Raw genomic sequence first — 19159 nt, forward strand, 5'->3', positions numbered from 1 at the left:
CTGTACGCAATCGAGCAAAAAACTGATGGCCACCCCCTGGCACGTTCTTGGCGCCGGCAGCCTCGGCATGTTGTGGGCCACACGTCTGGCGCGGGCCGGCCTGCCGGTCCGGCTGATCGTGCGTGATGCCGAGCGCTTGCGCAGCTATGAAGCCGTGGGCGGATTGACGCTGGTCGAACAAGGTCAGGCCAGCACCTATGCCGTGCCCGGGGAAACACCCGACAGCCCCGAGCCGATCCGCCGTTTGCTGGTGGCCTGCAAAGCCTACGACGCCGAAAGCGCCGTCGCCCGCCTCGCCCCACGGCTGACTGCGGACGCCGAACTGATCCTCCTGCAAAACGGCCTCGGCAGTCAGGACGCCGTCGCCAACCGTGTGCCGCTGGCACGCTGCATCAGCGCTTCAAGCACCGAGGGTGCCTTTCGCGATGGCGACTGGCGTGTCGTGTTCGCCGGTCACGGATTCACTTGGCTGGGCGACGCGGGCCATCCGGTCGCGCCGATCTGGCTGGACAATCTGGACGCGGCAAAGATCCCCCACGAATGGAGCACCGATATCCTTACGCGGTTGTGGCGCAAACTGGCGCTCAACTGCGCGATCAATCCGCTGACCGTGCTGCACCATTGCCGCAACGGTGGCTTGCAGGAGCACCATTGCGAAGTCGCCACCCTGTGCGCCGAACTCGCCGAATTGCTCGAGCGCTGCGGCCAACCCGCCGCCGCCGACAACCTGCAACAGGAAGTCGAAAGGGTGATCCACGCTACGGCTGCCAACTACTCGTCGATGTATCAGGACGTCGCCAACCGGCGCCGCACCGAAATCAGCTATCTGTTGGGCCACGCCTGCAAAGTCGCCACGCGCCACCAGTTGAACCTGCCGCACCTCAATCGATTGCAGCAACGACTGGTCGCTCATCTGCACAGCCTTGGATTGCCCAGCGACTGAGCAGCGGCTACGCTGGCCACTTGTTCCTTTGTTGCGATAAACCTGATGCCATTGCGCCAGCGTCTCGAAAACCTGCCGGTCGGCCAGAAACTGCTGGCCGCCCTGCTGGTGCTGTTGACCACTGTATTGCTGGTCGCCAACCTGACCTTTATCAGCGCCGCCTATTACATCTCTCAGGAAAGCATGGCGCCGCAGGCCTTGCAGACCATCGGCCGACTGATTGCCAACCCGAGTCTGGTCAGCGAAGCGCTGCAATCACCGCAAAGCGCCGAGCGTCTGCTCAAAGAACTCGACAGTTACTCACCGCTGCGCGCCGCCGCCCTTTATGACGGCAAGGGCGAACGGCTGGCGCAAGTCCAGCGCGGCGAAAAACTCAGCCTGCCGGAACGCTATCGGCACATCGAAGCGTGGCAACTGACCGAGTTTCGCAGCAACCAGTTGATCACCCTGCCCCGCCCCGGCACCGCGCCGGGCCATCTGTTGCTGGTGGCCAGCAGCGAGCTGCCGATGGCGTTCTACACCGGCACGCTGACCGCGAGCCTCGGTATCCTGATTTTCAGCGTGTTGTTGTGGCTGGTGATTGCCCGGCAGATCAAACGCCTGATTACCCGACCGATTCATCAGCTTGAGGAATTGTCGCGTCAGGTGACCCGCGAAGAGAACTACGCCCTGCGCGCCTCACGCGGCAATCATGACGAAATCGGCAGCCTCGCCGAGGCGTTCAACACCATGCTGTCGCGCATCGAAGCCCGCGAACAGCAGCTCAAGCGCGCCCGCGACGACTCGCAAGCGGCTTACGATCAGGCTCAGGGCCTGGCTGAGGAAACCCGCCACACCAATCGCAAACTGGAACTGGAAGTCCAGGTGCGCAGCAAGATCGAAAAGAAACTCACCGGTTTCCAGAACTACCTCAACAGCATCATCGACTCGATGCCCTCGGCACTGATCGCCCTCGACGAGCAGCTCTACGTCACCCAGTGGAATCAGGAGGCCAGCGCTCTCTCCGGTACGCGATTGGACGAGGCACTGAACCAGCCAATTTTCCTTGCCTTCGAACCGCTCAAGCCGTTTCTGCCGCAGCTCAAGCAGACCGTCGAGCAGCACACCGTGGCGAAAATCGAGCGGGTAACCTGGTTCAAGGACGATGAACCGAAGCATTACGCACTGACCTTCTACCCGTTGATGGGCGGCGCCGGGCGTGGTGTGGTGATCCGCATCGATGACATCACCCAGCGTCTGTCGCTGGAAGAAATGATGGTGCAGTCGGAAAAAATGCTCTCGGTCGGTGGCCTCGCCGCCGGCATGGCCCACGAAATCAACAACCCGCTGGGGGCGATCCTGCACAACGTGCAAAACATCCGTCGACGCCTGTCCGCCGACCTGCCGAAGAACCTCGAAACCGCCGAGCAACTGAACATCGACCTGGACACGGTGAACCGCTACCTGCAGGGCCGCGAAGTGCCGCAATTGCTCGATGGCATTCAACAGGCCGGCGCTCGGGCAGCGAAAATCGTCACCCACATGCTCAGCTTCAGCCGTCGCAGTACCCGGCAGATGGCGCCATGCGATCTGCCGGCGCTGATCGATCAAGCCGTGGAAATTGCCGGCAACGACTTCGACCTGGCCATCGGTTTCGACTTCAAGGGGCAAGCGATCATCCGTCAGTTCGACCCGGCGCTCGGCCCGGTACCGGGCACCGCCAACGAACTTGAGCAAGTGCTGCTCAACCTGTTGAAAAACGCCGCGCAGGCGATTCACCAGCGCGAAGACGACAGTGAGCCGGGGCGGATCATCCTGCGCACCAAGCTCAATCCGCCATGGGCTGAAATCCAGGTCGAAGACAACGGCATCGGCATGAGCGAGAACGTGCGCAAACGCACCTTCGAGCCGTTCTTCACCACCAAGGAAATCGGTCAGGGCACCGGGCTTGGCTTGTCGGTGTCGTATTTCATCATTACCAACAATCACAAAGGGCAGATGGAGGTGCAGTCAGCACCGGGCCAGGGCACGTGTTTCACCCTGCGCCTGCCGTTGACGCAACCGCTGCCCATCGCTGCCGAAACCAATCAATTATCGAGGTAACCCATGGGCTTTCGCCTGTCGAAAATCTACACCCGCACCGGCGACAAAGGCGAAACCGGCCTGGGCGATGGCCGCCGCGTGCCCAAGGATCACCCGCGCATCGAGGCGATTGGCGAAGTCGATACGCTGAACAGTCAGGTCGGCGTGTTGCTGGCCGGGTTGATTGCCGAGCGCGAGGCGTGTCCGCGGCTGGATGAACTGATTGAAGTGTTGGCGCCTTGTCAGCATCGCTTGTTTGATCTCGGTGGCGAGCTGGCCATGCCGGCGTATCAGGCGCTGAATACGGCGGAAATCGAACGACTGGAAGCAGCGATCGATGTGTGGAACGAGGAATTGGGGCCGCTGGAGAATTTCATTCTGCCAGGCGGTTCGATGTTGATTGCCCAGGCGCATGTTTGTCGCAGCCTGGCGAGGAGTGCCGAGCGACGCTTTCAGCATTTGAATGCGATTGAGCCGTTGGCCGGGGTCGGGCTGGCGTATATCAATCGGTTGTCGGATTTGCTGTTTGTCGCGGCGCGATTGATTGCGCGGCGGCAGGGGGTTGCGGAGATTCTTTGGCAGCCGGCCCCAAAACCGACAGAGATGTAGCGCCTGACCGGCCGCCATCGCTGGCAAGCCAGCTCCCACAGGTTTCGAGTTGTACACAACATTTGTGAACGACACAAAACCTTGTGGGAGCTGGCTTGCCAGCGATGAGGTCAGCAGCCTTTACAGAGAGTCAGGCCAGAACGCGCGAATCCCCGCCACGCCTTGTGCACCAACGCCCCAGGCTTTTTCGCGCTCGGCCGGGCCAACCCCGCCCAACAGAAACACCGGCTTGCTGAAGCCTTCGATCAACGCCTCAGCCTGCTCCCAGCCCAACGGCTGTGCATCCGGGTGGGTCAAGGTCGGCTGCACTGGCGACAGCGTGACGAAATCCACGCCCATCTGCTCGGCCAACGCCAGTTCTTCAGCGTTGTGGCACGACGCCGCGAGCCAGCGTTCCGCTGGTAACGGGCGCCCTGCCGCCGCGTATTTACGCAACTGTGCAGAGGTGATGTGCCAACCGGCAGACGGGAAATCGCCGAGCCACTCGAACGGACCTTTGATCATCAACTGCGCCTTGCCCGCGCACAGCCCGGCCGCATCGACAGCCAGATCGCGATACTTGGGGTCATAGCCGTTCGGCGCGCGCAACTGGATCAGTTTGATCCCACCGGCAATCGCCTTCTGGATACCGCGCAGTAGAGCCGGGGTCTCCAGATCCTCAGGAGTAATCAGGTACTCCGCCGGCAAACGCGCCGCCGCAACGATCGGCTGGTTGGCGGCCGGGAATTCGTAGCTCGCCAGTTCCTTCGCCGTGACCCAGGCCAACGGCTGCCCTTCGGCACCGTGAGGCTCGCCGGTGAAGGCCGAGACTTCCCAGACATCCAGCAATACCTGTTTGTCGGGGTAATCGTGACGCACTTTGATCAGCGGGCGGGCTGAGCCAACTACTATGCCCAACTCTTCGTGCAGCTCACGGGCCAGTGCGCTTTCGACCGACTCGTCGGCCTCGACCTTGCCGCCGGGAAACTCCCACAGACCACCCTGATGCTGGGTGTCGGCGCGGCGGGCGATGAGGATTTTGCCATTGTTGTCACGAATGACCGCAGCGGCGACGTGTACGCGTTTCACGGATTCAACTCCTCCAGTCCAGCCTTCTGCCATGCCTTGAAGGCGGGCCATTGGTAGACGGTTTCAACATAGGCTTCGTCGGCGGCCGGCAGCGTCACCTGATAGGTGCGCAAACGCACGGCAATCGGCGCGAAGAAGGCATCGGCCAGACTCACCCGACCAAACAGGTACGGCCCGCTCTCGGTGGCAGCAGCACGGCACTCGGCCCACAGCGCGAGCATGCGCTCGATGTCGACCTTCACTTCCGGCGGCACCGGGTTCAGAGGCGCGTCATGGTTGAGGTTGAACGGCATGTGATTGCGCATGGCGAAAAAGCCGCTGTGCATTTGGGCGCAGGCGGATCGCGCCTGGGCACGGGCGAATATGTCGCTCGGCCAGAGTTGCTCGGACGGAAACTGCTCGGCGAGGTATTCGGCGATGGCCAATGAATCGGCAATGGTGCCGCGCGCCGTTTGCAGCAGCGGGACTTTAGCGGTCGGCGAATGCTTGAGCAGCAGCGCGCGGGTGTCGGGCTTGCCGAGTTTGATCAGTTCTTCGCTGTAGGGTGCGCCGGTCAGTTCAACGGCCAGGGCGGCGCGTAGGGACCAGGAGGAAAGCAGTTTGTCGCCGATGATCAGGTGCAGGGACATGATGGGGGTGCCTTTCATCAGGAGGGACAGGCCGGAATCTTCGGTACCTGACAGGTCGCCATCGCGAGCAGGCTCACTCCTACAGGGGATTTGTGAATGACACAGATCTCTGTGGGAGCCAGCCTGCTGGCGATGCAGGCGACTCGGTCTCAGGTTAGATCAAGTGCGGTATTCAGCGTTGATCTTCACGTATTCATGCGACAGGTCAGTGGTCCAGATGGTTTCGCTGCAATCGCCGCGACCCAGCTCGATACGGATGGTGATTTCTTCCTGCTGCATCACCGCCGAGCCCTGGGCTTCAGTGTAGGTCGCCGCACGGGCGCCACGGCTGGCAATGCACACGTCGCCGAGGAACACGTCGATCTTGCTCACGTCCAGATCCGGCACGCCGGCACGGCCGACCGCGGCGAGGATACGGCCCCAGTTCGGGTCGGAGGCGAACAGCGCGGTCTTGATCAGCGGCGAGTGCGCCACGGTGTAGCCGACGTCGAGGCATTCCTGATGGTTGCCGCCACCGTTGACTTCAACAGTGACGAACTTGGTCGCGCCTTCGCCGTCACGCACGATGGCCTGGGCCACGTCCATGCACACTTCGAACACCGCTTGCTTCAACTTGGCGAAAAACTCGCCTTCAGCACGGGTGATTTCCGGCAGCGCAGCCTTACCTGTGGCGATCAGCATGCAGCAATCGTTGGTCGAGGTGTCGCCGTCGATGGTGATGCGGTTGAACGACTTGTTGGCGCCGTCGAGCATCAAGTTGTGCAGGACGTCGCGGGAGACTTTGGCGTCGGTGGCGATGTAGCCGAGCATGGTCGCCATGTTCGGACGGATCATGCCCGCGCCTTTGCTGATGCCGGTGACGGTGATGGTCACGCCGTCATGCTCGAACTGGCGGCTGGCGCCCTTCGGCAGGGTGTCAGTGGTCATGATCCCGGTGGCAGCGGCTTCCCAGTTGTTTTCCGACAGATCATCCAGTGCGGCTTGCAGCGCGCCTTCGATCTTCTCGACCGGCAGCGGCTCGCCGATCACACCGGTGGAGTACGGCAGAATCTGGCTGGCATCAACGCCAGTCAGCTCGGCCAGTTTGGCAGTGGTACGTTCAGCGGCGGCCAGGCCAGGCTCGCCGGTACCGGCGTTGGCATTGCCAGTGTTGGTCAGCAAATAACGCACGGCGTTCTGCACGCGTTTTTTCGCCAGGATCACCGGTGCCGCGCAAAACGCGTTCAAGGTGAACACGCCCGCCACGGTCGAGCCTTCGGCGCAGCGCATCACAACGACATCTTTGCGCCCGGGGCGCTTGATGCCGGCCGAGGCGATACCGAGTTCAAAACCGGCAACCGGGTGCAACGTTGGCAAAGGACCAAGACCAACAGCCATGAATGCGCTCCTTACTCAATGATGTCAGCACCGTCACTCGCAGCGACGGTGGTTTAAATGGCAAAACGCCGCGACGGCAGGAGCCGGTCGCGGCGCGGGTATTTCAGCGATTGAAACGGGGTTTACTGGATCTGCCCGTGGCAATGCTTGAATTTCTTGCCCGAACCGCAGTAGCACAGTTCGTTGCGGCCCAGCTTCTGCTCGTTGCGAACCGGCGCGGTGGCGAGGGCCACATCGACCTCTTCACCGAGAACTTCCGGTTGCTCCAGACCTGGGGCCTCGGCGTGTTCGAACTGCATGCGGGCGGCCAGTGCTTCGGCTTCCTGACGCAGACGTTGCTCTTCGGCTTCCGGATCTTCGCGGCGCACCTGAACGTGCGACAGCACACGGATCGAGTCGCGCTTGATCGAGTCGAGCAGTTCGGAGAACAGCGTGAACGACTCGCGCTTGTATTCCTGCTTCGGGTTCTTCTGAGCGTAACCACGCAGGTGGATACCGTGACGCAGGTGATCCATGGTCGACAGGTGGTCTTTCCACAGGTCGTCCAGCACGCGCAGTACGATTTGCTTCTCGAACGAGCGCAGTGCGTCGGCACCGGCCTGGTCTTCTTTCTCGTTGTACGCCGCCATCAGCTCGGTCATGAGCTTCTCGCGCAGGGTTTCTTCGTACAGGTGATCGTCTTCGTCGAGCCACTGCTGGATCGGCAGTGTCACGCCGAAGTCGCTGGCAATCGAAGCTTCCAGACCGGCCACGTCCCACTGCTCAGGCAGCGACTGCGGCGGAATGTGCGCGCTGACGGTGGCGTTGAGCACGTCCTGACGGAAATCGGCGATGGTTTCACCGATGTTGTCGGCGGCCAGCAACGTGTTACGCATGTGATAGATCACTTTACGCTGTTCGTTGTTGACGTCATCGAACTCGAGCAGTTGCTTACGGATATCGAAGTTGCGGCCTTCAACCTTGCGCTGCGCCTTCTCGATCGCGTTGGTCACCATGCGGTGTTCGATCGCTTCGCCCGGCTGCATGCCCAGGGCTTTCATGAAGTTCTTCACTCGATCAGAAGCGAAGATGCGCATCAGGCTGTCTTCCAGCGACAAGTAGAAGCGGCTGGAACCGGCGTCACCCTGACGGCCGGCACGGCCACGCAGCTGGTTGTCGATACGACGGGATTCGTGACGCTCGGAGGCAATCACCTGCAAACCGCCGGATTCCAGCACTTGCTGGTGGCGCTTCTGCCAGTCGGCCTTGATCTGGGCAATCTGCTCAGGGGTCGGGTTTTCCAGCGACGCGACTTCAACTTCCCAGTTACCGCCCAACAGGATGTCGGTACCACGACCGGCCATGTTGGTGGCGATAGTCAGGGCGCCCGGACGACCGGCCTGCGCGATGATCTCGGCTTCTTTTTCGTGGAACTTGGCGTTCAGAACCTTGTGTTCGATGCCTTCCTTCACGAGCAATGCGGACATGTGCTCGGAGGTTTCGATGGTGGCAGTACCCACCAGCACCGGACGGCCGGCCGCCATGCTTTCCTTGATGTCCGCAACAATGGCCGCGTACTTCTCTTCGGCGGTCAGGAACACCAGGTCGTTGAAGTCTTTACGCGCCAACGGTTTGTTCGGCGGAATAACCATGACTTCCAGACCATAGATCTGGTGGAATTCGAACGCTTCGGTGTCGGCGGTACCGGTCATGCCGGACAGCTTGGTGTACAGACGGAAGTAGTTCTGGAAGGTGGTCGAGGCCAGAGTCTGGCTCTCGGCCTGAATGTTCAGGCCTTCCTTGGCTTCGATGGCCTGATGCAGGCCTTCGGACAAACGACGACCCGGCATGGTACGACCGGTGTGTTCGTCGACCAGTACGACCTGACCATCCTGCACGATGTATTCAATGTTGCGATTGAACAGCTTGTGCGCACGCAGACCGGCATACACGTGGGTCAGCAGGCCCAGGTTATGCGCCGAGTACAGGCTCTCGCCTTCAGCCAGCAGGCCAACGCGGGTGAGCATGTCTTCGATGAACTGGTGACCGGCTTCGTTGAGTTCGACCTGACGGGTCTTCTCGTCAACGGTGTAGTGGCCAGCCTTGGTGACTTCGCCTTCGACTTCTTCAACGTGCAGTTCCAACTGCGGGATCAGTTTATTGATCTCCATGTACAGCTTGGAGCTGTCCTCGGCCTGACCGGAAATGATCAGCGGGGTACGCGCTTCGTCGATGAGGATGGAGTCGACTTCGTCGATCACGGCAAAGTTGAGTTCGCGCTGGAATTTTTCTTCCATGCTGAACGCCATGTTGTCGCGCAGGTAGTCGAAACCGAATTCGTTGTTGGTGCCGTAGGTGATGTCGGCGGCGTAGGCCAGACGCTTCTCTTCCGGCGGCTGGAACGGCGTCACGACGCCGACGGTCAGGCCGAGGAATTCATACAGCGGGCGCATCCAGTTGGCGTCACGACGCGCCAGGTAGTCGTTCACCGTCACAACGTGCACGCCCTTGCCGGACAGTGCGTTGAGGTAAACACCCAGGGTCGCTACGAGGGTTTTACCCTCACCGGTGCGCATTTCGGCGATCTTGCCTTCGTGCAAGGTCATGCCACCGACGAGCTGTACGTCGAAGTGGCGCATACCCATGATGCGCTTGCCGGCTTCGCGGGCGACCGCAAAGGCTTCTGGCAACAGCTTGTCGAGGGTTTCCCCTTTGGCGATGCGGGCCTTGAACTCAGCGGTCTTGGCGCGCAATTGATCGTCCGAAAGGGCCACCATTTGCTCTTCGAAGGCATTGACGAGCTGCACCGTCTTGAGCATGCGTTTGACTTCACGCTCGTTCTTGCTTCCAAAAAGTTTCTTTAACAAAGGCGCAAACATATCGGCAGGATCTTCCACACTAAAGGGATGGAGGGCGGCCCCGTGAGCGTCGCCCGTGCAGCCCTCATGGCCGCATGCGAACGAGCATTCTACCCGGAAACGGAAGTGAGGAAAGTGGCGATGTTCCACGATGCTGGCACTGCGCTTTGACGGGGCTCACTTAAAATAGGGGCGTTTTGCTCAACTTCAAGTCATACAAGGCAGAAGTTAGTCGTTGATTTAATGGGTAAAGCGGGGGCAAAAGCAATGGGCGAGTGATTTCGGCCTTTCTGCTACCATGGCGTTTCTGTTACTTCAGGTGTTCGATCATGGCATTTCGCCCTCTTACGGCCAGAGCACCCGCCGTTCTCCTGCGCGAAGCCAAGCCGCTCAAAGCCATCCTCGGCCATGCCCAACGACTGGGGCATTTGCAGCGTCTGCTCGAAAGCCAACTGCAACCCGCCGCCCGTGAACATTGCCATGTAGCGTCGTGGCGTGAGGGCAGTCTGTTGCTGATTGTCACCGATGGCCATTGGGCCACACGTCTGCGTTATCAGCAAAAACGCTTGCAGAGGCAGCTGCAGATGTTTGATGAGTTCGCCAGTTTGACGCGGATTCTGTTCAAGGTGCAGCCGCCTACAGTGCAGCGCGGGGCGGCCGGGCACACGATGGATTTGTCCACGGATGCGGCGGCTACGATTCAGGCCACAGCGGACGGGATCACTGATCCGAATCTGCGTGCGGCGCTGGAACGCCTTGCGGCGCACGCCAAAGCCAAGACCTGAGCGCTATCCGAACGTGAATAATTATTTAATGTGGGAGCGAGCCTGCTCGCGAAGAGGTTGTGTCAGATAACATTGAAGTTGAATGACACACCGCTTTCGCGAGCAGGCTCACTCCTACATTAGATCAGCGGCGTTTGCTGCCACCGAGTAAAGAGCCCATCAAGCCGCGCACCAATTGCTTACCGAGGTTATTGGCTGCCTGGCGCATCGCCGACTTAAGCGCCTGCCCGGCTGCCGTCCCGAGAAACTCCCCTGCCCTGTCGGCCAGGCTCGGCTCTTCATCTGCTGGCTTACCCGCTGGCACCTCGGCCTCCGGCGCCAGCCCTTTACGCCCCATCAGAATTTCATACGCCGACTCACGATCGATCGGCTTGTCATAGCGCCCCTTGAACGGCGAACCCGCAATCAACAGCGTGCGCTCGGTTTCCGTCAGCGGCCCGATTCGCGACTGCGGTGGCGCCACCAGCCCGCGCTGAACCATTTCCGGCGTGCCTTTCTCGGTCAGCGTGCCGACCAACGCTTCGCCAATCCCCAACTCGGTCAGCACCGACAAACTGTCAAACGCCGGATTCGGCCGGAAGCCGTCCGCCACCGCGCGCAGGGATTTCTGCTCTTTGGCGGTAAAGGCGCGCAAGCCATGCTGAATGCGCAGGCCGAGCTGCGCCAGCACGTCATCGGGCAAGTCCGCCGGCGACTGCGTGACGAAATACACGCCAACCCCTTTGGAACGGATCAAGCGCACCACTTGTTCGAGCCGCTCCTGCAGTGCCTTGGGTGTGTCGCCAAAGAGCAAATGCGCCTCATCGAAAAACAGCGCCAGCAGCGGTTTGTCGGCATCGCCGCGCTCCGGCAACTGCTCGAACAACTCGGCCAGCAACCACAACAGGAACGTCGCGTAGACCTTCGGCGCCTCGTGCACCAGACGGCTGGCATCGAGCAAATGAATGCGCCCGCGACCATCGGCGGTCGGTTGCAGAATGTCTTCAAGTTGCAGTGCCGGTTCGCCGAACAAGGCTTCGGCGCCCTGCTGCTCAAGGATCGCCAGACGGCGTAGCAGCGCCTGACTGGAACCGGTGGTCATCAGCGCCGCGTCTTCACCCAACAGCTGCGGATTGTCCTTGAGGTGATTGAGCAGCGCTTTCAGATCCTTCAAGTCCAGCAGCAACAGGCCTTCGCGATCGGCGACCTTGAAGGCTGCATATAGCGCCGACTGCTGACTGTCGGTCAGTTCCAGCAAGCTGCCGATCAGCAACGGGCCCATTTCGCTCAACGTGGTGCGCAACGGATGACCGGACTCGCCGTGGATGTCCCACAAGGTCACCGGATAGGCCTGCGGCTTGTGGTTGAGCCACGGCATCCCGGCAATGCGCTCGGCCACCTTGCCCTGCGGATTGCCCGCCGCACCGAGGCCACACAGATCACCCTTGATGTCGGCGGCAAATACCGCGACCCCGGCGTCGCTAAACGCCTCGGCCAAACGCTGCAAAGTGACGGTTTTACCGGTACCGGTGGCGCCCGCGACCAGTCCGTGGCGGTTGGCCAGGCGCATGGCCTGAGCGATCTGTTGGCCTGCGAGATCAGCGCCGATTACGAGTTGCGAGGAGTCAGGCATTTTGTCACCCAATGGTTAATCTTTGATTGCGCATGGCCGATAAAGAGGAGTGAGAGACCCCGACCACAAGTCAGGCCGGACATTTCCCTAAGGAGAGACGGAAATATCAGCTTGTTTTCACCCTTGCCCATTTTGCGCGCTTCTATAAAAGCATGCCCTGGACATTAAGACCTTAGCGGAACCCCAAGCCATGAACAAAAATCTGCGCTTCAGCCATAAAATTTTGCTTGCCGCCGCCCTCATCGTCATCGCCGCCTTCGCCTCGTTTACCTTGTACAACGACTGGTTGCAGCGCAATGCGATCCGCGATGACCTGAACAACTATCTCAACGAGATGGGCGAGGTCACTGCCGGCAATATCCAGACCTGGCTCAGCGGCCGCATTCTACTGATCGAGAACGCCGCCCAAAACATCGCCATCAACCCCGAGCCCGCCAACGTCGCCAGTCTGCTGGAACAGAAAAGCCTGACCTCGACGTTCATGGCGACCTATCTGGGCGATGCCACCGGGCACTTCACCATCCGTCCGGACACCAAGATGCCCGACGGTTTCGATCCGCGCGTGCGCCCTTGGTACAAAGGTGCCGAGGGCAGCAGCACCTCGACCCTGACCGAACCGTACATCGACGCTGCTACCGGCCAGTTGATCATTTCCATCGCCACTGCCTCGAAAAAGGCCGGCCAGAGCGTGGGTGTGGTTGGCGGCGACCTGAGCCTGCAATCGCTGGTCGACACCCTCGCCGCCCGGGACTTCGACGGCATGGGCTATGTGTTCCTGGTCAGCGCCGACGGCAAGATCCTCGTGCACCCGGACAAGGCCTTGGTGATGAAATCACTGAGAGAAGCCTATCCACAGGACACCCCGCGCATCAGCAGCGACTTCAGCGAAGTCACCGTCGATGGCAAGACCCGCATCGTCACCTTCGCGCCGATCAAAGGCCTGCCGTCGGTGAACTGGTACATCGGCCTGTCGGTGGACAAGGATCAGGCCTTTGCGATGCTCAGCGAATTCCGCACCTCGGCAGTGATCGCGACCGTGATTGCCGTGGCAATCATCATTGCCCTGCTCGGCATGCTGATCCGCCTGCTGATCCAGCCGCTGCACGTGATGACCCGCGCCATGGAAGACATCGCCGATGGCGAAGGCGACCTGACCAAACGCCTGACCATCGTCAATAACGATGAATTTGGCGTGCTCGGTACCGCATTCAACCGTTTCGTCGAGCGTATTCACGGCTCGATCCGCGAAGTGTCGTCGGCCACCGGCCAGGTTAACGAAGTCGCCCTGCGCGTGGTCGCGGCATCGAACTCATCGATGTACAACTCTGACCAACAAGCCTCACGCACCAGCAGTGTCGCCGCGGCGATCAACCAACTCGGCGCCGCGGCGCAGGAAATCGCCCGCAACGCCGCCCAGGCTTCGAATCAGGCCAGCGACGCGCGCGGTCTGGCTGAAGACGGCCAGCAAGTGGTGGATCGCAGCATCAAGGCGATGAATCAACTGTCGAGCATGCTCAGCGCGTCGAGCAGCAACATCGAGTCGCTGAATAGCAAAACCGTGAACATCGGCCAGATTCTCGAAGTGATCACCAGCATTTCCCAACAGACCAACCTCTTGGCGCTCAACGCGGCCATTGAAGCGGCACGTGCCGGTGAAGCCGGCCGGGGCTTTGCCGTGGTGGCGGATGAAGTGCGCAATCTGGCGCACCGCACCCAGGAATCGGCGCAACAGGTGCAGACCATGATCGAGGAACTGCAAGTCGGCGCCCGTGAATCGGTGAGCACCATGAGCGACAGCCAGCGTCACAGCCAGGACAGCGTCGAGATTGCCAACCTTGCCGGGGAGCGCTTGAACAGCGTGACCCAGCGCATTGGCGAGATCGACGGGATGAACCAGTCGGTGGCCACCGCGACCGAAGAGCAGACGGCTGTGGTGGAGTCGATCAACGTCGACATCACCGAGATCAACACGCTGAACCAGGAAGGCGTGGAGAACTTGCAGGCGACGTTGCGCGCGTGTTCGGACCTGGAGCAGCAGGCTTCGCGTCTGAAACAACTGGTTGGCAGTTTCCGCATCTGAAGATCAAGAGCCTTACCCCCCTCACCCCAGCCCTCTCCCCCAGGGGGGGCGAGGGGGAAAGGGAGCAGATCTTCATGTTCCTCAAAACCTGAGTTCGACTGAAGACTTTCCGGTCGATGCATAAAACCCAAACATCTCGGTCAGTCCCTCTCCCTCAAAATGGTGTGGGGAAAGGGAGCCGATCTTCGTGCTGTTCAAAACCTGAGTTCGACTCAGGTCTCTCAAGTCGGCGTACCTCCAACATCCACCTCGGTCAATCCCCTCTCCCTCTGGGAGAGGGTTAGGGTGAGGGGGCCGCGCAATCCCGACCGAACATCTATTCTTGATAAAGGTCAACCAAGGGAGAACCACGCAACGGAGGGTTGATCACCGTGCATATCGCCGACATCACCATGTTCTACGCCCCGGCCAGCGGCGGCGTGCGTACTTATCTGGATGCCAAACACCGCCGGCTCGGAGTCAAATCCGGTACCCGCCACAGCCTGCTGATTCCCGGTGCGCACTTCGGCGAACACGACGGCGTTTACACGGTTCCCGCCCCCGCCCTGCCCTTCGGCAAAGGCTATCGATTCCCCCTTCGCCTCGCGCCATGGCGAAACGTCCTGCAGGATTTACAGCCCGATCTGATCGAAGTCGGCGACCCTTATCTGACCGCCTGGGCCGCCCTTGATGCGCGACGACAGCTGGATGTGCCGGTAATCGGTTTCTATCACTCGGATCTGCCCTTGCTGATCGGCAATCGCATGGGCCATTGGGTCACACCGAATATCGAGGCGTATGTCACCAGGCTTTACGGCAACTTCGATCGGGTTTTGGCGCCCAGTCAGATCATGGCCGACAAGCTCAGCGGCCTCGGTGTACGCAATGTGTTCGTGCAACCGCTGGGCGTCGACCTGCAAACCTTTCACCCCAAAGCCCGCGACCCGCAACTGCGTGCAGAACTGGGCATCGCCGAAGACACCCGGCTGCTGATTTTTGCCGGACGCGGCTCGAAAGAGAAAAACCTGCCGGTATTGCTCAAATGCATGCAACGCCTCGGCCCGCGCTATCACCTGCTACTGGTCGGTTCGTCGATGCCCACCGCTGTGCCGGAAAACGTCAGTGTGATCGACGAATTCTGCCCCGCGCCACGCGTCGCGCAGTTGATGGCCAGTGCGGATGCCTTGCTGCATGCCGGCGACCAGGAAACCTTCGGCCTGGTGATCCTCGAAGCCATGGCCTGCGGCATTCCCGTGGTGGCCGTGGCCGCCGGGGCTTTCGAAGAGATCGTCACTGATTCCTGCGGCCTCCTGTGCGCACCGAACAACCCGCAAGCGATGGCCAATGCCGTGCGGGAACTGTTCAGTCGCGGCTGTAGCAAACTTGGCACACAGGCGCGCCAGCATGTCGAAACCCACTATGCGTGGGATACGGTGGTCGACAGTTTGTTGGGCCACTATCACGCCGTACTCGGACATACGCTGCCCAAGGTGGCCAATGCTTGAATCGATGAACAACCGCGCCGTGTTGCTGGTGCTGCACGACGTCGCTCCGTCGACGTGGGCGGATTACCAGCCGTTTGTCGAGGCCATCGACGCCTTGGGCAACGTGCCGATGACGTGGCTGGTCGTTCCGAATTTCCACCGGCACAATGTCCTCGACGATCACCCGGCATTTTGCCGACGGCTTGATGAGCGCGTCGCCCGTGGCGATGAGTTGGCGTTGCATGGTTATTTCCACGATGACCAGGAGCCCGGCCCGACGACGCCGCACGACTGGTTCATGCGCCGCGTTTACACCCATGAGGGGGAGTTTTACCGTTTGTCTCGTGAAACCGCCCTCGCTCGCCTGCGCACCGGCATCGAAGTCTTCCAGCGCCACGACTGGCCACTGCACGGTTTCGTTGCCCCGGCGTGGTTGATGAGCGACGGCACCCGCCAGGCCCTGCGCGAGCTGCCCCTGCGCTACGCCAGCGATCCGCAGCATCTGTATCGGTTGCCGGATTTCACCGCGATCGATGCGCCGGGTCTGGTCTGGAGCGCTCGCAGCGCCTGGCGAAGGGGTCTGTCGAAGATTGTCAGCGAGCAGCGTCAACAGCGTTGGCGTCGGGCGTCGGTGATTCGTCTAGGCTTGCATCCCGTGGACATGCGCCACGGCTTTTCCCGTGATTACTGGCTGCACACCCTCGAACGACTACTGAGCGAAGGACGCGTACCGATGACCAAAATCCACTGGCTCGCCCAACAGCGCGGTCAACTGGGAAGCGCCGCATGAGTCGCGGCATTCTCTTGCTGATCGGCCTGCTCGCGGCGGTGCTGATTCCGGTTGTGCTGGGTGGCGGCGACACCTGGGCGCGGCTGCAGAGTTTCCCGTTGCACTGGCTGTTGATCATGTTCGGCATGATCCTGCTTTGCTGGGGCATCAATACCTTGCGTCTGCGCCTGCTACTCGGCGATCAGCGCGAGCGCGTCACGCCGCTGCAAAGCCTTGGTGTAGTGATGGCCGCCGAATTCGCCTACTGCGCGACTCCCGGTGGCAGCGGCGGGCCGTTGACGATCATGGCCCTGTTGGCCCGATCGGGCGTGCGGCCGGCTCGGGGCAGCGCGGTGTTTGCCATGGATCAGCTCAGCGATTTGCTGTTCTTTCTCTGCGCCCTCAGCGGCATTTTGATTTATGCGCTGTTCCAGCACCTCAGCGATCGCCTCGAGTGGTTGCTGATCGTCAGTGCGATTTCGCTGTTCGGCGGTTTATTCAGTTGTGTGCTGGTCGCGCGCTATCACCGCACCTTGATCCGCCTGAGCGGTCGCCTGTTGGCAAGGATGAACGTCAAGGCCAGTACCCGCCGCCGCTGGGCGCGCAAGTTGCTGCATTTTCTCGCGGCGTTTACCGATACGTTGAAGCTGCCCTGGCAAACTTTGATCAAAGTATTCGCCCTGACCTGTGTGCATTGGTTGCTGCGCTACAGCGTGCTGTATCTGGCGCTACGCGGGCTGGGCGCGGACTTGCAGTGGGCGTGGAGTTTTCTGGTGCAGATGCTTTCACTGGGCGCCGGGCAATTCAGCCTGCTGCCGGGCGGCGCGGGGGCGGCGGAGTTGACGTCGGCAGCATTGCTGGCGCCGATGGTGGGGAAATCCACCGCAGCGGCGGCGATTCTGATTTGGCGGGTGGTGACGTATTACTTTTATCTGCTGGTCGGGGGGCCGGTGTTTTTGTTGATGCTGGGCCGACCGCTGTTGAGGAAACTGATGAAGGTGGGGCAGGCTTGATCGTCCGGTCGCGGCCCGAGCCTTTGGCTGCGCCTACATGATCGCGCTTCAGGCATCGTCTTTGTTGTCGCTGGACTTCTCTTGCAATTGTTCCCACAACTCGGCAGCGCCGGGAAACTCGGTGCCATCCTCCGGGCTCATGTCCTCGGGATCATATCGACTCAAACACCCTTCGCCCAACGTCGCCGGCGCTTTGGAAGTGGCTTTGTCCAGTGGATCGGTCATGGCTTTTCCTCACAGCTGAAATGAAAAAGGGTCTGGACGATTGAACGCCCAGACCCTTGGTTTTTCAAGCCCGTGGGGTTGAGATCAGAACACCACAGTCTTGTTGCCGTGCACCAGCACGCGGTCTTCGAGGTGATAACGCAGGCCACGAGCCAGCACCATTTTCTCTACATCACGACCGAAACGCACCATGTCTTCGATACTGTCACTGTGGCTGACACGCACCACGTCCTGCTCGATGATCGGGCCGGCGTCCAGCTCTTCGGTCACGTAGTGACAGGTCGCGCCGATCAGCTTCACGCCACGCAGCGACGCTTGGTGATACGGCTTGGCACCAACGAACGACGGCAGGAAGCTGTGGTGAATGTTGATGACCTTGTGCGCGTATTCGCGGCACATGTCTGGTGGCAGGATCTGCATGTAACGCGCCAGGACCACCACTTCGGCATCGTGCTGTTTGACCAGACGCGACACTTCGTCGAATGCCGGTTGCTTGTCCTGCGGATTGACCGGGACGTGGTAATAAGGAATGCCGTGCCACTCGACCATGCTGCGCAGGTCGTCGTGGTTGGAAATCACGCAGGAGATTTCGCAGTCCAGTTCATCGCTGTGCCAGCGGTGCAGCAAGTCCGCGAGGCAGTGCGATTCGCGGCTGGCCATCAGCACAACACGTTTTTTCTGCTCGGTGTCGGTGATGCGCCAGTCCATCGAGAACTCTTCGGCGATCGGCGCAAACTTCTCGCGCAGCACTTCAATACCGAAAGGCAGCGAATCGGCACGAATTTCGTGACGCATGAAGAACCAGCCCACCTGGTTGTCCGAGTGGTGGCTCGCTTCGGTGATCCAGCCGTTGTGGGCTGCCAGAAAATTACTGACTTTGGCAACAATGCCAACGCGGTCCGGGCAAGATATCACCAGCCGAAAAGTGCGCATGAGGGGGAAACTCCAGAACTTCGCAAAGGCCGCCATTCTAGCGGCTGCGCAGGAAAACTGCAGTATTGATCAGCAGCGGGAGGCGCCAGGCTCAGTGCTACGGATTCTTGATGAGTAACCGACAGACTGGTACTGATCCTGCGGGATCGCTTGATCAGACAACTGTGAATATCTGTGATGACTCGATCACACTATTTAACTGAATATTCAATAGAGAGCAGTTTCTCGTAACTAATTTAAATAAAAACCCTGGTTAAATGTTTACTTGATGAAACAGCCTGACTATTATTGCGGCACTGTCCCCCTGCCATCCCGCACTCTACTAAGGTAGTAATCATGTCCTTGATCAACGAATATCGCGCCACCGAAGAAGCCATCAAAGAGCTGCAAGCCCGTTTGAAGAACCTGTCCCAAGACGACAAACTGCAAGCCGAGCTGGAATTCGAAGGCAAACTGCGCACCCTGATGGGCGAATACTCCAAATCCCTGCGTGACATCATCGCGCTGCTGGATCCGGAAGCTAAAACCAAAGCAGTACGCGGCGGCGCAGTAAAAACTACCGGCACCAAGCGTGCTCGCAAAGTTAAACAATACAAAAACCCGCACAACGGCGAAGTCATCGAAACCAAAGGTGGCAACCACAAAACTCTGAAAGAGTGGAAAGCCAAGTGGGGCGGTGACGTGGTTGAAGGCTGGGCTACCCTGCTGGGCTAAGCCGCAACGTCTTCGCAGAGCGATCCGCGAAAAACAAACGC

At 60.3% G+C, this 19159-nt stretch carries 16 protein-coding genes and 1 pseudogene; 10 read left to right on the forward strand and 7 right to left on the reverse strand.

The features are described from left to right. Positions 1 to 25: 25 nt before the first annotated feature. From CKW26_RS08340 to CKW26_RS08350, 3 genes are read left to right on the forward strand one after another with little or no spacing between them, the layout of a single operon-like run. Positions 26 to 943, forward strand: a complete 918-nt coding sequence (locus CKW26_RS08340) for a putative 2-dehydropantoate 2-reductase (protein ID WP_095048217.1) — start codon at positions 26 to 28, stop codon at positions 941 to 943. Positions 944 to 988: 45 nt separating this feature from the next. Further along, positions 989 to 3025 (forward strand): HAMP domain-containing sensor histidine kinase, encoded by a 2037-nt coding sequence (locus CKW26_RS08345; protein ID WP_095048218.1) that lies wholly within the window; start codon positions 989 to 991, stop codon positions 3023 to 3025. Positions 3026 to 3028: 3 nt separating this feature from the next. Next, complete coding sequence (locus CKW26_RS08350; RefSeq protein WP_095048219.1) at positions 3029 to 3613, forward strand: cob(I)yrinic acid a,c-diamide adenosyltransferase; 585 nt, start codon at positions 3029 to 3031, stop codon at positions 3611 to 3613. Between the two features lie 120 nt (positions 3614 to 3733). Here the strand turns inward: CKW26_RS08350 and CKW26_RS08355 are convergent, their stop codons facing one another. The 4 genes from CKW26_RS08355 to secA all read right to left on the reverse strand — a co-directional run bounded on the left by CKW26_RS08355 (position 3734) and on the right by secA (position 9545). After that, positions 3734 to 4681 (reverse strand): Nudix family hydrolase, encoded by a 948-nt coding sequence (locus CKW26_RS08355; RefSeq protein WP_095048220.1) that lies wholly within the window; start codon positions 4679 to 4681, stop codon positions 3734 to 3736. Next, positions 4678 to 5310: a glutathione S-transferase family protein gene (locus CKW26_RS08360; RefSeq protein WP_095048221.1), complete on the reverse strand. Its 633-nt coding sequence runs from the start codon at positions 5308 to 5310 to the stop codon at positions 4678 to 4680. Before CKW26_RS08360 ends, CKW26_RS08355 begins: the two co-directional genes overlap by 4 nt. 159 nt (positions 5311 to 5469) lie before the next feature. Next, positions 5470 to 6687 (reverse strand): bifunctional glutamate N-acetyltransferase/amino-acid acetyltransferase ArgJ, encoded by a 1218-nt coding sequence (gene argJ, locus CKW26_RS08365; RefSeq protein WP_095048222.1) that lies wholly within the window; start codon positions 6685 to 6687, stop codon positions 5470 to 5472. 122 nt (positions 6688 to 6809) lie between these two features. Then, complete coding sequence (gene secA, locus CKW26_RS08370; RefSeq protein ID WP_095048223.1) at positions 6810 to 9545, reverse strand: preprotein translocase subunit SecA; 2736 nt, start codon at positions 9543 to 9545, stop codon at positions 6810 to 6812. Between the two features lie 308 nt (positions 9546 to 9853). On the opposite strand from secA, the gene CKW26_RS08375 reads away from it, so the two are divergent. Beyond that, positions 9854 to 10309 carry a DUF721 domain-containing protein gene (locus tag CKW26_RS08375; RefSeq protein ID WP_016983197.1) on the forward strand — a complete coding sequence of 152 codons (456 nt, stop codon included), beginning with the start codon at positions 9854 to 9856 and terminating at the stop codon, positions 10307 to 10309. A gap of 124 nt (positions 10310 to 10433) precedes the next feature. Here CKW26_RS08375 and CKW26_RS08380 read toward each other — a convergent pair whose 3' ends face one another. Then, on the reverse strand, positions 10434 to 11921 hold the full coding sequence (locus CKW26_RS08380) for a helicase HerA-like domain-containing protein (protein ID WP_095048387.1): 1488 nt from the start codon (positions 11919 to 11921) through the stop codon (positions 10434 to 10436). A 190-nt stretch (positions 11922 to 12111) separates the two neighbouring features. Between CKW26_RS08380 and CKW26_RS30485 the strand changes: the two are divergent. From CKW26_RS30485 to CKW26_RS08400, 5 genes and pseudogenes are all read left to right on the forward strand, one after another. After that, positions 12112 to 13143: pseudogene (locus CKW26_RS30485) on the forward strand (cache domain-containing protein); the annotation flags it as partial. A 93-nt stretch (positions 13144 to 13236) separates the two neighbouring features. Further along, on the forward strand, positions 13237 to 14001 hold the full coding sequence (locus tag CKW26_RS30490) for a methyl-accepting chemotaxis protein (protein ID WP_371043227.1): 765 nt from the start codon (positions 13237 to 13239) through the stop codon (positions 13999 to 14001). Between the two features lie 371 nt (positions 14002 to 14372). Next, positions 14373 to 15485 carry a glycosyltransferase family 1 protein gene (locus CKW26_RS08390; RefSeq protein WP_095048388.1) on the forward strand — a complete coding sequence of 371 codons (1113 nt, stop codon included), beginning with the start codon at positions 14373 to 14375 and terminating at the stop codon, positions 15483 to 15485. Beyond that, entirely contained in the window at positions 15478 to 16254 is a 777-nt protein-coding gene (locus tag CKW26_RS08395) for a DUF2334 domain-containing protein (protein WP_095048225.1), read from the forward strand. Before CKW26_RS08390 ends, CKW26_RS08395 begins: the two co-directional genes overlap by 8 nt. Further along, entirely contained in the window at positions 16251 to 17246 is a 996-nt protein-coding gene (locus CKW26_RS08400; RefSeq protein ID WP_095048226.1) for a lysylphosphatidylglycerol synthase transmembrane domain-containing protein, read from the forward strand. Before CKW26_RS08395 ends, CKW26_RS08400 begins: the two co-directional genes overlap by 4 nt. 48 nt (positions 17247 to 17294) lie before the next feature. Here CKW26_RS08400 and CKW26_RS30040 read toward each other — a convergent pair whose 3' ends face one another. After that, positions 17295 to 17471, reverse strand: a complete 177-nt coding sequence (locus CKW26_RS30040; protein ID WP_177409234.1) for a hypothetical protein — start codon at positions 17469 to 17471, stop codon at positions 17295 to 17297. A gap of 84 nt (positions 17472 to 17555) precedes the next feature. Then, positions 17556 to 18404, reverse strand: coding sequence for a formyltetrahydrofolate deformylase (purU, locus tag CKW26_RS08405; protein ID WP_007912774.1), 849 nt, complete (start codon positions 18402 to 18404; stop codon positions 17556 to 17558). Between the two features lie 336 nt (positions 18405 to 18740). On the opposite strand from purU, the gene mvaT reads away from it, so the two are divergent. Next, positions 18741 to 19118 carry a histone-like nucleoid-structuring protein MvaT gene (gene mvaT, locus CKW26_RS08410; RefSeq protein ID WP_007912775.1) on the forward strand — a complete coding sequence of 126 codons (378 nt, stop codon included), beginning with the start codon at positions 18741 to 18743 and terminating at the stop codon, positions 19116 to 19118. The last annotated feature ends 41 nt before the right edge of the window (positions 19119 to 19159 follow it).

Source organism: Pseudomonas sp. Irchel s3h9, from assembly GCF_900187475.1.
Lineage (GTDB): Bacteria > Pseudomonadota > Gammaproteobacteria > Pseudomonadales > Pseudomonadaceae > Aquipseudomonas > Aquipseudomonas neuropathica.

What these genes read in the sequence shown, in the direction of transcription:
- CKW26_RS08380 (WP_095048387.1), bottom strand. Translation starts at nt 11,921, where the DNA reads ATGCCTGACTCCTCGCAACTCGTAATCGGCGCTGATCTCGCAGGCCAA.
- CKW26_RS08340 (WP_095048217.1), top strand. Translation starts at nt 26, where the DNA reads ATGGCCACCCCCTGGCACGTTCTTGGCGCCGGCAGCCTCGGCATGTTG.
- secA (WP_095048223.1), bottom strand. Translation starts at nt 9,545, where the DNA reads ATGTTTGCGCCTTTGTTAAAGAAACTTTTTGGAAGCAAGAACGAGCGT.
- CKW26_RS08395 (WP_095048225.1), top strand. Translation starts at nt 15,478, where the DNA reads ATGCTTGAATCGATGAACAACCGCGCCGTGTTGCTGGTGCTGCACGAC.
- purU (WP_007912774.1), bottom strand. Translation starts at nt 18,404, where the DNA reads ATGCGCACTTTTCGGCTGGTGATATCTTGCCCGGACCGCGTTGGCATT.
- CKW26_RS08360 (WP_095048221.1), bottom strand. Translation starts at nt 5,310, where the DNA reads ATGTCCCTGCACCTGATCATCGGCGACAAACTGCTTTCCTCCTGGTCC.
- mvaT (WP_007912775.1), top strand. Translation starts at nt 18,741, where the DNA reads ATGTCCTTGATCAACGAATATCGCGCCACCGAAGAAGCCATCAAAGAG.
- CKW26_RS08350 (WP_095048219.1), top strand. Translation starts at nt 3,029, where the DNA reads ATGGGCTTTCGCCTGTCGAAAATCTACACCCGCACCGGCGACAAAGGC.
- CKW26_RS30490 (WP_371043227.1), top strand. Translation starts at nt 13,237, where the DNA reads ATGTACAACTCTGACCAACAAGCCTCACGCACCAGCAGTGTCGCCGCG.
- CKW26_RS08400 (WP_095048226.1), top strand. Translation starts at nt 16,251, where the DNA reads ATGAGTCGCGGCATTCTCTTGCTGATCGGCCTGCTCGCGGCGGTGCTG.
- argJ (WP_095048222.1), bottom strand. Translation starts at nt 6,687, where the DNA reads ATGGCTGTTGGTCTTGGTCCTTTGCCAACGTTGCACCCGGTTGCCGGT.
- CKW26_RS30040 (WP_177409234.1), bottom strand. Translation starts at nt 17,471, where the DNA reads ATGACCGATCCACTGGACAAAGCCACTTCCAAAGCGCCGGCGACGTTG.
- CKW26_RS08345 (WP_095048218.1), top strand. Translation starts at nt 989, where the DNA reads ATGCCATTGCGCCAGCGTCTCGAAAACCTGCCGGTCGGCCAGAAACTG.
- CKW26_RS08375 (WP_016983197.1), top strand. Translation starts at nt 9,854, where the DNA reads ATGGCATTTCGCCCTCTTACGGCCAGAGCACCCGCCGTTCTCCTGCGC.